General features: G+C 74.1%; 7 protein-coding genes. All 7 read left to right on the plus strand.

Features of this window, described 5'->3' with window-relative positions:
* The first annotated feature begins 16 nt into the window (after positions 1–16).
* From GTY47_RS05420 to GTY47_RS05450, 7 genes are read left to right on the plus strand one after another with little or no spacing between them, the layout of a single operon-like run.
* A complete protein-coding gene (locus GTY47_RS05420) occupies positions 17–361 on the plus strand; it encodes a hypothetical protein (RefSeq protein ID WP_010037476.1) in 345 nt (114 codons plus the stop codon).
* Positions 358–750, plus strand: a complete 393-nt coding sequence (locus GTY47_RS05425; protein ID WP_010037478.1) for a GPW/gp25 family protein — start codon at positions 358–360, stop codon at positions 748–750. The genes GTY47_RS05420 and GTY47_RS05425 overlap by 4 nt, the downstream gene beginning before the upstream one ends.
* A complete protein-coding gene (locus GTY47_RS05430; RefSeq protein ID WP_010037479.1) occupies positions 747–3,857 on the plus strand; it encodes a putative baseplate assembly protein in 3,111 nt (1,036 codons plus the stop codon). The genes GTY47_RS05425 and GTY47_RS05430 overlap by 4 nt, the downstream gene beginning before the upstream one ends.
* Positions 3,854–7,675 (plus strand): putative baseplate assembly protein, encoded by a 3,822-nt coding sequence (locus tag GTY47_RS05435; protein WP_010037480.1) that lies wholly within the window; start codon positions 3,854–3,856, stop codon positions 7,673–7,675. The genes GTY47_RS05430 and GTY47_RS05435 overlap by 4 nt, the downstream gene beginning before the upstream one ends.
* Positions 7,675–9,822 carry a hypothetical protein gene (locus GTY47_RS05440; RefSeq protein ID WP_010037483.1) on the plus strand — a complete coding sequence of 716 codons (2,148 nt, stop codon included), beginning with the start codon at positions 7,675–7,677 and terminating at the stop codon, positions 9,820–9,822. Before GTY47_RS05435 ends, GTY47_RS05440 begins: the two co-directional genes overlap by 1 nt.
* A 59-nt stretch (positions 9,823–9,881) precedes the next feature.
* Complete coding sequence (locus GTY47_RS05445) at positions 9,882–11,426, plus strand: DUF6519 domain-containing protein (protein WP_010037485.1); 1,545 nt, start codon at positions 9,882–9,884, stop codon at positions 11,424–11,426.
* Positions 11,426–12,322 (plus strand): peptidoglycan-binding protein, encoded by an 897-nt coding sequence (locus tag GTY47_RS05450; protein WP_010037487.1) that lies wholly within the window; start codon positions 11,426–11,428, stop codon positions 12,320–12,322. Before GTY47_RS05445 ends, GTY47_RS05450 begins: the two co-directional genes overlap by 1 nt.
* Positions 12,323–12,331 lie beyond the last annotated feature (9 nt).

Consider the following 12,331-nt stretch of genomic DNA (forward strand, 5'->3'; position numbering starts at 1 on the left):
CGGGGGAACGAAGAACGTGTCCGGAACATCCGGGAGTCTGCTGGACACCGCCGCCGTGATCGGCTGCCCGCACGGCGGGCGCGTCACGGCGGCCACCCCACCGGCCGGCGGCGTACGCGTCGCGGGCGCCGCCGTCGCCACCACCGCGCACAGCTACGTGGTCACCGGCTGCCCGCACACCGTCGACCGTGTGCCCGTGCCGTGCGTCACGGTCCGCTGGACCGCGGGCAGCAGCGGCATCACCGTCGACGGCGCGCCCGTGCTGCTCGACGTCTCCGCCGCCCAGTGCTTCACCGCGGCCTTCGTCCCGCAGGGGCCGCCCGTCGTCCAGGGCACGCAGCGAAAGGTCACCGTCCGATGAGTCCCACGAGCCGCGGCACACGCCCCCGCAGCGACATCGCCTTCCCGTTCCGCGCGGACCGCCGCGGACGCACCGCGCACGCCACCCACGGCGAACACGTCCACGACCTGATCGAGCAGTTGCTGTTCACCAGCCCCGGAGAGCGCGTGATGCGCCCCGACTTCGGCTGCGGGCTCCTCGACCTGGTGTTCACCCCCAACAGCCCGGAACTGATCAGCACGCTCGAACTCTCCGTGCAGGCCTCGCTCCAGAGCTGGCTCGGCGACCTCATCGACGTGGAGGCCCTCGACGTCGTCAGCGACGACCACGTCGTGCGCGTGTACCTGTCGTACGCCCTCCGCGCCACCGGCACCCGGCACGAGGACGTCTTCGAAGGGAGGGCCGCATGACCACCGGCACCACCACGTCCCGCCGGGCCCGTGTACGGGCCGCTCAACTCAACGGAGTCGACACCGTCGAGGCCGGCGACGACGGTCTGCTGCTCACCGTCACCTTCCTCGGCAAGGCCCCGCACGGCCTGGGCCCCGAGAACGTCCGCATCGACGGCGGCCGCCGCATCACCGGCATCACCGCCGTGGACGTCAGCGTCGAACGCGAGGAGGACCCCGAGCTCGACGACCGGCTCTACGTCACCCTCGACCAGGCCGGCGACACCTCCCGCTACCGGTTCTCCCTCGTCGAGACCGACCCGTACGGACGGCCCGGCACCGAGCCGTACCGCGGCTTCGACCAGCGCTACCACAGCGCCACGTTCTCCTTCCGGCCCGACCGCCCCACCCCCTTCGACTGCAAGGACGACGACCGGGCCGAGCCGGACTTCCCCGCCGCGCCCGTCATCGACTACACGGCCCGCGACTACGACACCATCCGCAAGCTGCTCCTGGACCGGCTCGCGCTCACCACCCCCGACTGGGTGGAGCGCAACCCCGCCGACCTGGGCACGACCCTCGTCGAGCTGCTCGCGTACACCGGCGACCAGATCAGCTACCAGCAGGACGCGGTCGCCACCGAGGCCTACCTCGACACCGCCCGCCGCCGCGTCTCCGTACGCCGCCACGTCCGGCTCATCGACTACGCGATGCACGACGGCTGCAACGCCCGCGCCTACGTCACCGTCCGCACCGCGGACGACCGGACGCTCGCCCCGGGCACCTTCCGCTTCGCCTCCGTCGACGTGCGCAGCCTCGACCCGCACGACCGCCCCGAGCCGGGCACCGTCATCGACGAGACCGAACTCGGCGACCTCGACGAGCGCGGCTCGGTGGAGGTGTTCGAACCGGTCGTCGCCACCGACCCGCTGGAGCTGCGGGTCGCGCACAACGCGATCCGGCTGTGGACGTGGGGCGGCGAGGTGTGCGCCCTGCCGCAGGGCGCCACCGCCGCGACCCTGCGGGACGCCTGGGTGGACCCCGAGACCTGCCGCGAGCGCCGTCTCGACCTCAAGCCCGGCGACGTCATCGTCCTGGAGGAGGTGAAGGGCCCGCGCACCGGCACCCCCGGCGACGCCGACCCCGCCCACCGCCAGGCCGTCCGTCTCACCTCCGTCACCCCCGGCCTCGACCGGATCGAGGACCAGCCGGTCCTGGAGGTCACCTGGGCCGCCGAGGACGCGCTGCGTTTCCCGCTCTGCCTCACCACACGCGGCGGACGCGACTGCCTGCCCGTCGAGGACGTCACGCTCGCCCGCGGCAACGTCGTCCTCGTCGACCACGGCCGGACGCTGACCGGGCTGCCCGAGACGGTCACCGTGCCGCCCGCGCCCGCCGTGACCGCCCCCTGCGACCCTCCGGCCTTCGGCTGCCGGGACACCGAGGAGGGCAACGCGCCCGCGCGCCTGATCAACTCCCTGACGGACAAGACGCAGTCGGGCCGGGCGCTCGTCCCCGACGACGTCCGGGAACTCTTCGAGGTCGTCGGCGAGCGCGCCACCGTCCGCGCCGGCCTCGGCCTGGAGAGCGCCGGGCAGCGGCACGAACAGGTCGTCCCCGGCACGGCGTACGCCCAGGCCGCCGCGCTGCGCACCCTGCTCGCCCAGTCCGTCTACCCCGGCATCGCGCCCCGCTTCCGCCCGGTCCTCGGCCGTACGCCCGTCACTCAGGCGGTGCCCTTCCCCGACCCCGGCACCGTCGCCGCCGGGCAGGCCGAGCGGATCGCGGCCGTCCCGGGCCGGATCCGGCAGCGGCTCGTCGAGCTGTGGCGCAGCGCCCGCGACCGGGACGGGCTCGGCGAGCAGGAGATCGCCGAACTCGCCGTGGTCTACGGCCTGACCGTGCTGGAACGCTTCGAACTACGCCGCCACCCGGTCCGCGCCCTGCGCGAACTGCTGTACCACAGCGACCAGTTGCTCGACACCAAACTGCGCCGCGTCGAGGTCCTCGCCGCCCGGGCCCGCGCGGGCACGGTCCTCGACGGGCACATCGCCTGGGAGATCGCGCACAGCTGGGGCCCGGCCTACGCGGCCGGCCTCCACCCCGAGGAGACCGTGCTGCGCGGCTCGGCGACCGCCGCCCTCGCCCAGGATCCGCGCCGGGCTCTGCCCGCCGTGCGCGTCCACGGCGACGACGAGACCTGGGTGCCGCGCCGTGACCTGCTCGACAGCGGACCGCGCGAGCGGCACTTCGTGGGCGAACTGGAGGACGACGGCCGCCTTGCCCTGCGGTTCGGCGACGGCCGGCACGGCGCCAGGCCCACGCCCGGTTCCCGTCTCACACTGCGCTACCGGCTCGGCGGCGGCACCGCCGGCAACGTCGGCGCCGAGGCCATCAACCACCTCGTCGTGCAAAGCGGTTGCGAAGCACCGGCCGTCGTCGTGCGCAACCCCCTGCCCGCAGCCGGCGGCACCCAGCCCGAACCCGTCGAGCAGGTACGCCAGCTGGCCCCGCTCGACCTGCGCCGCACCCGGCTGCGCGCCGTGACCGCCGAGGATTATGCGGCCCTCGCGGGTGAACTGCCGGGCGTGCAGCGCGCGGCGGCCGAACTCCGCTGGACGGGCAGCCTCCAGGAGGCGCACATCGCGATCGACGCCTACGGCACCGCCGCCCCGTCGCCGGACCTGCTCGACTCGGTCGCCCAGGTGCTGGAGACGTACCGGCGCATCGGCCACGACCTCGTCGTGGGCCCCGCCCGCCTGGTACCGCTCGACATCGCGCTGACCGTGTGCGCCCGGCCGGGCCACCAGCACGGGCAGATCCTGGCCGAGCTGTACCGCGTGCTCGGCAGCGGGCGGCTGCCGGGCGGACGGCTCGGCTTCTTCCACCCCGACGCGCTCACCTTCGGCGAACCGGTCCGGCTCAGCCGCCTGGTCGCCGTCGCCGCGGCAGTGCCCGGAGTGGAGAGCGTTGAGGTCACCCGGCTGCGGCGGCTGTACGGACAGGACCGAGGAGAGAGGGAGGACGGCGTGCTGCGGCTCGGCCCGCTGGAGATCGCCACCTGCGACAACGACCCGGACCGGCCGGAGAACGGCCTGCTGGCGATATCCCTGGGAGGTGCCCGATGACGGACCCGCACCCGGTCACCGCGACCGACGAGTGCGGCTGCGGCGGCGCCTGCCGCGGCGGCCACGACGAGCGCCTCGCGCCGGCCCCGTTGCACAACCCGCCCGGCCGCACCGCGCTGGACTACCGCGTCGGCGAGTACGGCTCCTTCCTGGCCGCCCAGCTCGACCGGCTCGCCTCACCCGCCTACCCGGCGCTGAACCGGCTCACCGTCCGCACCCCGGACGACCCGGCGATCGGCCTGCTCGACGCCACCGCCGTCCTCGGCGACCTGCTCACCTTCCACTCCGAGCGCATCGCCGACGAGGCCTACGTCCGCACCGCGAACGAGCACCGTTCCCTGGTGCTGCTCGGCCGGCTCGTCGGGCACCGGCCGCGCCCCGGCGTCGCCGCCGCCACGCACCTGGCGTACACCCTCGAACGCGACCCGCGTGCCGAGGCCCACAACGTGCTGATCCCGCGCGGAGCGCGCAGCCACAGCGTGCCCGCCTCCGCCGACGAGGAGTCGCTGACCTTCGAGACCAGCCGGGACCTGACGGCCCGCTGGGACTTCAACGAACTGAAGGTCCGCCGCCGCCGTCCCTCGCTCCTCACGCCGAAGGACCTCGAGAAGCGCTCGGAGCTCTTCGTCGAGGGCACCGCGCACTCCCTGCGGACCGGCGACCAGTTGCTGTTCGTCTTCGGGGAAGGCGCCGGCGGCGAGCGCAAGCTGCTGGCGGTGGCGGACACGCGCGTCGACCGGGACGACGACGTCACGGCGATCTCCCTGCCGAAGTCGGCGCCGCCGAGCCTGAAGGAACTCGTCGACGAGGTACGGCGCTGGACGGCTCCGCCTGCAGCCCCAGGCGAGCCCGGTGAGGAGCCTCCCACGCCGGAGGTCCCCAACCCGCGGCCTGTCAGCAGGCTCATCGAGGACCTCGAGGACCAGGTCCTGGAGCCCTTGCGTGACGACCTGGACGGCGTCAAGACCCCCGAGCGGCTCGCGGCCCGCCTCGCGGAACCCCTCGCCCGGCTCGGTGAGGCTCAGGTGCTGGCCGAGCCGTATGAGGACGTGGCGGAGTGGTTCGGGCAGTTGGAGGCGGTGTTGGCGGAACTCGCCGAGCGGGCACTGGAATTGGCTCCGGCGCAGACGGATGCGGTGGGTGCCTCGACGGGCCGTCGAGCGTCTGCGGCGCCGTCTGGGCTGGTCGCGCAGTTCCCCGCGCCCCTGGAGGGCGACTCGCGGGCTGCCGCTCTGGAAGCCCTGGGCGCCATACTTCCCGCCCTGCGCGCCACCGCCACCCGGGGCGCCACCACCGCCCGTCAGCTCCCCGGCACCGACACCGCCCGCCTCCTGTCCGTACTCAACCCCGGCCTCGGCAGCCTCTACCCGGCCTGGCGCACGGCCGCCGCCCCCGGCGCCCCGCAGCTCCTGCGCGAACTGCTCGCCCTGCGCGTCACCGCGGCCCCGTTCGGCGCCACGGCCCCGCTCAAGCCGGTCCAGGACGACCGCGGCCGGGTCGTCCGCACGGCTGACTGGCCGCTGACCGGAGCGGTGCTGGCGACCCTGCGCGTCGTGTACGACACGGCGGGCAGGACCCCGGTCCGGGCCGAGTTCCAGTATGTCGAGGGCAGCAGCTCCGACCAGCGCGCCGAGAACCTGCCCGTCACCCAGCCGGTCACCTTCACGCTCGGCCCCGGACAGGTCGAGCTGTCCGTGCGCTCCGGCCAGGACCGCGACCTCAGCTGGCTCAACCGGCGGCCCGCCGACTCCCAGGAGCCCGGCGTCACCGCCCGCCTCCACTCCGGCCTGCCCGAGCGCACCCTGTTCGTGTCCCGGCCCGACGACGAGGGCCTGATCCACGTCGGCGTCCACAACGGCACGTCCGAGCAGATCGCCCTCCGGCCGGGCGCCAGTGAGCAGTTCACGCACGGCGAGCACGAGGTCGGCCTCAGGTACACGGTGGGCGGCACCGAACCCAACGTCGAGATCGTCATCGCCACCAAGCCGGAGCCCGTCAACCGCCGCACGCTCCAGCTGGACACCGTGCACGAGGGCGTCACCGTCGGCAGCTGGGTGGCGATCCGGCGGCCCGCCAAGGGCTCCGAGGGGGGCGTCCCCGGCGATCCGAAGCTGGCGTTCGTCACCACCCAGGTGACGGCCGTGCGCACGGCCGCGTACACCAACTACGGCATCACCGGCCGCGGCACCGAACTCACCCTCGCCGACCCCTGGCTGGACGAGTTCGACGTGCTCCTGTCGCACATCCGCGACACCACCGTGCACGCGGCGGGCGAGCCCCTGCGCCTCGCCGACGAACCGCTCGGCGAGGACGTGCACGGCAACGAGATCGAACTCGCCGAGCTGTACGACGGGCTGCGCCCGGGCCGCACGCTCATCGTCGAGGGGGAACGCAGCGACATCCCGGGCACGGCGGGCGTCCGGGCCACCGAGGTGGTCACCGTCGCCGCCGCCGACCCCGCCGCGGACCCCCGGCTCCCCGGCGACCACGTCCACACCCGGCTCACCCTCACCGCCGACCTCGCCCACCGCTACCGCCGCGAGACGGTCCGCGTCCTCGGCAATGTGGTCGAGGCCACCCACGGCGAGAGTCGCGAGGAGGCCATCGGCAGCGGCGACTCGGACCGCGTCAACCAGACCTTCGCCCTCTGGCAGTCCCCGCTGACCTGGCTCGCCGACGACAACCCCCTCGGCGCCACCCCGGTGCTGGAGGTCCGGGTCGACGGTGTGCTGTGGCACGAGGTGGACAGCCTCGCCGGACGCGGCCCGACCGAGCGGGTCTACATCACCGGCTCCACCGCCGGCGGCCGGACCACGGTGACGTTCGGCGACGGTGTGCACGGCGCCCGGCTGCCCTCCGGCCACGAGAACGTCCGCGCCCGCTACCGCTTCGGCACCGGCAAGGCCGCGAACGTCCCAGCGGACCGCGTCACCCAGCCGCTCACCCGGCCCCTCGGCGTCACCGCGGTCACCAACCCGCGCCCCGCCACCGGCGGCGCGGACGCCGACGGCCCGGCCCTGACCCGCCGCACGGTCCCGCTGGCCGTCTCGGCCCTGGACCGGCTGGTCTCCGAGTCCGACTACGAGGACTTCGCCCGCTCCCGGGCCGGCATCGGCCGGGCCTCGGCGCGCGAACTCTTCGACGGGCGGCGGCGCGTACTGCACGTGACGGTCGCCGGCACCGACGACGTGCCCATCGCGCCCGACTCTGACACCCTGCGCGCCCTGCGCGGCGCCCTCACCGAGTACGGCGACGCCAGTCTCCCCGTCCGTGTGGACGGCCGCGAGCTGGTCCTGCTGCTGATCGCCGCCAAGGTGAAGGTGGCCCCCGACCACGCCTGGCAGACGGTCGAGCCGCGACTGCGGCAGGCCCTGCTGAACCGGCTCGGCTTCGAAGGCCGGGAGCTGGGCCGCCCCGCCCGCCTCTCCGAGGTCCTGGCCACCGCCCACACCGTGCCCGGCGTCGACTACGTGGACGTCGACGTCTTCACCGGCGTGCCCGCCTCCGCCACCCCGCAGGAGCTCACCGAACTGCTCACCCGGCCAGGCCCGCCCAGGGCCTCCGTCCCGGCGCACCCGGCGACGTACGACGAGAAGACCCACACGGTCCGCGCCGACAACGGCGAGACACTGTCGGAGATCTGCGCCCGCCACGGCGTCCCGCTCGCCGAACTGCTGCGCCTCAACCCCGACATCACCGACACCCGGCGCCTGCCCAGGGGCCGGTCGGTGTACGTCTTCCGCGGCATCCGCCCGGCCCAGCTCGCACTGCTGTCGCCCCGGGCCGCGGACACCCTGATTCTGACGGAGGTCAAGTGATGTCCCCGGACACCCAGTTGGAGACGCCGGCCCCGGTGGTGCCCAGGGAACCGGACGGGCTCGCCGAACTGCTGCCCCGCTGGCACCTGCTGCGCGACGCCGAGGAGGGCGAGCCGCTGCGCGCCCTGCTCGCGGTGATCGCCGAGCAGCTCGACCGCGTCCGCGACGGCGTCCAGCAGGGCTACGAGGACCTGTTCGTGGAGACGGCGGCCCCCTGGGTGCTGCCGTACCTCGGCGACCTGGTCGGCTACCGCACCCTGCCCGGCTACGAGCGCGTCCTGACGACCGGCCTGCACGGCGGCGGCCGGGCGGCCCTGGCCGAGGCGGTCGCCCCGCGCCGGGACGTGGCCGCCACGGTCGGCAACCGCCGCCGCAAGGGCACCCTGCACCTCCTGGAGGAACTGTCCGAGCGGGTCGCGGGCTGGCCCGCGCGGGCCGTCGAACTGTCCCGGCAGGTCGCCCACACCCAGCCGGTGAAGCTGTACGGCACCGGCCCGCACCGGGGCGAGCGCGGCCGCCTGGCCGACCTGCGCGACGGCGCCGAACTCGCCCTCGGCAGCGGCCCGTTCGCGAACTCGGCCCGTACGGTCGACGTCCGCCGCGCCGAGTCACGGCACCGGCAGGGCGGCTGGAGCCCGGCCGGCGTCGCGCTGTTCGTGTGGCGGCTGAAGGCGTACGCACTGACCCGGACCCCGGCCTACTGCATCGACCGGGCCCGCAACCTCTACACCTTCTCGATCCTCGGCAACGACACCCCGCTGGTCACCAAGCCGTTCCCGGAGCCCTCACCGGCGCACATCGCCACCGTCGACAACGTGCCGGCGTTCATCACCCGCCGCCTCCTGCACGACCGGCTGCTCGACTACTACGGCCCCGGCAAGAGCTTCGTGATCCGCCTCGACGGCGAGGACAACCCCGTACCGCCCTCGGACATCGTGGTCGCCGACCTGTCGGACTGGCGCTACCGACCCAAGCGGGGCCAGGTGGCGGTCGACCCCGAGCTGGGCAGGATGGCGTTCGGCTCGCGCTCCGCGCCCCGGCAGGGCGTGTGGGTGGACTACCACTACGCGTCCGCCGCCGACATGGGCGGCGGCGAGTACGAGCGCGACCGCGAACCGCGGCCGGACGCGGAGTTCTACCGGGTCGGGCCGGGGCAGCCGTACCGGCAGATCATGGACGCCTACCGGGCCTGGCAGCACGACCGCCGGGCCGACCGCACCGGGCCCGCCGGCATCATCGAGATCACGCACAGCGGCGCCTACCAGGAGCAGCTGGACTTCGACCTCGACCCGGGCGACCGGCTCGAACTGCGCGCGGCCGAGGGCACCCGCCCGGTCATCCGCCTGCTCGACTGGTACAGCAACCGCCCCGACGCCCTCAACATCCGTGCGGTGTCCGACGACTGCGCCCCGCACGAGCGGCCGCGGGTCGTGCTCGACGGGCTGCTCGTCGCCGGGCGCGGCATCAACGTGGCGGGGGCGATGGGAGCCGTCGTCGTACGGCACAGCACGCTCGCGCCCGGCTGGTCCCTGGAGCCCGAGTGCGAGCCGCACTCGCCGGAGGAGCCGAGCATCGTCCTGGACCGCACCACCGCCTGCCTCCAGATCGAGCACAGCATCCTCGGCACCATCGAGGTCATCGGCGACGAGGTGGGCGAGGACCCCCTCGACATCCACCTCCGCGACAGCGTCCTCGACGCCACCGCCGACGACCGCGAGGCCCTGTCCGCCCCGGACTGCCGCCACGCCCACGCCGTGCTGCACCTGCACCGCACCACCGTCATCGGCGAGATCCACACGCACGCGGTGCAGATCGCCGAGAACAGCGTCCTCACGGGCCGGCTGCACGTGGCCCGGCGCGGCATCGGCTGCCTGCGCCACTCCTACGTCCCCACCGGCTCGCGCACCCCCCGCCGCCACCGCTGCCCGGACACCAAGCCGTTGTTCACGTCGCTGCGCTACGGCACGCCCTGGTACGGCCTGCCGGCCGACCGCTGCCCCGAGGAGATCCGGCGCGGTGCGGACGACGGCGCCGAGATGGGCGCCTTCCACGACCTGTACCGGCCGCAGCGCGAGGACGGCCTGCGGGCCCGGCTCGCCGAGTACACGCCCGCGGGCACCGACGCCGGGATCTTCTTCGTGACGTGAGGCGCACACCCGCCACCGATCTTGTGAACCCGCACTTCTGAACCAGGGGGACACCCTTCATGCACGCAGACCTCTCCCGCTCCACGTTCCGCCCGGAGCGGCACTACTCCGCGGTCGTCGCCCAGCAGGGCCGCGTCCAGCTCGACGCGGACCTCAACGAACAGACCGCGATCCAGCTGCACCAGGCCCGCAGCCTCGCCGCCGACCTGATCGGACCGCACGGCGGGCCGCGCGACGCCGCCGGCTTCCGCATCGAGTACGTCGGCGGCAAGCACGAGATCGACACCCTCCTGATCCACGGCGGCCGTTACTACGTCGACGGCATCCTGTGCGACGCCGACCGCCCGGCGCCCGGGGTCCCCGTCGCCGACGAGGACGGCGAGGAGTCGGCGCCACAGCCGCCCGCGCACTGGACCTACTGGGACCAGCCCGACGGCTTCCGCGACCCGGAGAAGCCCGGCGACCGGCTGCCCTCGCCCGCCCAGACGCCGTTCGTCGTCTATCTGAACGTGTGGGAGCGCTCGGTCACCGCGGCCGAGGACCCCGCGCTGCGCGAGGTCGCCCTCGGCGCGGCCATGCCCGACACCGCCGCGCGCGTGAAGGTCGTCTGGCAGGTGCTGCCGCTGTCCCTGGCCGCGCTGGAGATCGAGGAGACCGACCCCTCCAAGGAGGTCGTCCGCGCCGCGTTCACCCGCTGGGCGCAGCGCCGGTCGGCCCCCTCGGCCCGGCTCGCCGCCCGCAGCGAGCGGCCCGACCACGCCGACGAGGACCCGTGCCTGGTCAAGCCCGACGCCCGCTACCGCGGTCCGGAGAACCAGCTGTACCGGGTGGAGGTGCACGAGGGCGGCGAGGCGAAGGACGCCACCTTCAAGTGGTCCCGCGAGAACGGCTCAGTCGTCTTCCCCGTCGACGAACTCGACGGCACCTGGGTGCAGTTGGCATCCCTCGGCCACGACGACAAGCTGGACCTGGACGTCGGCGACCACGTGGAGTTCGTCGACACCGCCTACGCCTCCCGCCTGGAGCCCCTGCCGCTGCTGCGGGTCGAGGAACTCGACCTGCCGGGCCGCCGCGTCCGCCTGTCCGCCGAACCCGCCCCGGGCGTCGGACGGCTCGCGCACCTGAACCCGTACCTGCGCCGCTGGGACCACCACGGCGGCCCGAAGCGCAAGGGCCGCACCACCGCCCTGCGCGGCGGCGCGGTCCCCGTCACCGAGGGGGAGTGGCTGCCCCTGGAGGACGGCGTCGAGGTGTACTTCGCCAAGGGCGGCGCCTACCGCACCGGCGACCACTGGATCGTCCCCGCCCGCACCGCCACCGGCAGCGTCGAGTGGCCCGTCGACGCGGCCCGGCGCCCCCTGCTGAGGGGACCCGCCGGCATCGCCCGGCACTTCGCCCCGCTGGCCCTGATCAAGGGCGAGGGCAGCGCCGTCGACCTGCGCCTGGCGTTCGGCCCGCTGGCGAGCAGCATGCCCCCCGCGGACGAGGCGACGCTCGCCGCCGAGGAGCAGGCCCACCGCGAGGAACTGGCCGCCGAGGACCCCTCCCACGGGCGGTCCCAGACCACAGCGGAGGCGGAAGCCGCCGTGGACGGAGACAACTGATGGCCAAGCCGCTGAGCGCGTCCAAGCTGGTGGAGATCCTCCGGGCCGAGGGCCTGACCGTCCACGAGGTCCGCAACTGGCGCACCCACAACCGCAACAGCAAGGGGCCCTGGGGTCCCGTGAACGGCGTGATGATCCACCACACCGTCACCTCCGGCACCGCCGCCTCCGTCGACATCTGCTACGACGGCTACTCCAGCCTGCCCGGCCCGCTCTGCCACGGCGTCATCGACAAGAAGGGCCATGTCCACCTGGTCGGCAACGGCCGCGCCAACCACGCGGGCCTCGGCGACAGCGACGTCCTGCGCGCCGTGATCAACGAGTCGAAGCTGCCGCACGACAACGAGGCCGACACCGACGGCAACCGGCACTTCTACGGCTTCGAGTGCATCAACCTCGGCAACGGCAAGGACCCCTGGCCAAAGGCGCAGATGGAAGCCATCGAGAAGGTGGCCGCGGCGATCTGCCGCCACCACGGCTGGTCCGAGCGCTCCGTCATCGGCCACAAGGAGTGGCAGCCGGGCAAGGTGGACCCGCGCGGTTTCACCATGGACAGCATGCGGTCGCGCATAGCCCGGCGGCTGAAGCGCGGCGGCGGGGGCGGTGCCGAGCCGGACCCCGATCCGAAGCCGGCGCCCAAGCCGTCCTACGAGCCGTTCCCCGGCGCCGCGTTCTTCCACGTCGGGCAGCGCTCCCCGATCATCACGGCGATGGGCCGCCGCCTGGTCGCCGAGGGGTGCAGCCGCTACGAGGAGGGGCCGAGCCCCGACTGGACCGAGTCCGACCGCCGGTCCTACGCGCTCTGGCAGCAGAAGCAGGGCTTCTCCGGCAAGGACGCCGACGGCATCCCCGGCAAGCTCACCTGGGACCGGCTGAAGGTGCCGAAGTCCACGTGACCGGATGCG

It is taken from the genome of Streptomyces sp. SID5464 (assembly GCF_009862985.1).
Classification (GTDB): Bacteria; Actinomycetota; Actinomycetes; order Streptomycetales; family Streptomycetaceae; genus Streptomyces; species Streptomyces chartreusis_D.

Bases quoted from the DNA above. Each gene is read 5' to 3' on its own strand.
- GTY47_RS05425 (WP_010037478.1), top strand. From the start codon at position 358: ATGAGTCCCACGAGCCGCGGCACACGCCCCCGCAGCGACATCGCCTTC.
- GTY47_RS05430 (WP_010037479.1), top strand. From the start codon at position 747: ATGACCACCGGCACCACCACGTCCCGCCGGGCCCGTGTACGGGCCGCT.
- GTY47_RS05435 (WP_010037480.1), top strand. From the start codon at position 3,854: ATGACGGACCCGCACCCGGTCACCGCGACCGACGAGTGCGGCTGCGGC.
- GTY47_RS05440 (WP_010037483.1), top strand. From the start codon at position 7,675: ATGTCCCCGGACACCCAGTTGGAGACGCCGGCCCCGGTGGTGCCCAGG.
- GTY47_RS05445 (WP_010037485.1), top strand. From the start codon at position 9,882: ATGCACGCAGACCTCTCCCGCTCCACGTTCCGCCCGGAGCGGCACTAC.
- GTY47_RS05450 (WP_010037487.1), top strand. From the start codon at position 11,426: ATGGCCAAGCCGCTGAGCGCGTCCAAGCTGGTGGAGATCCTCCGGGCC.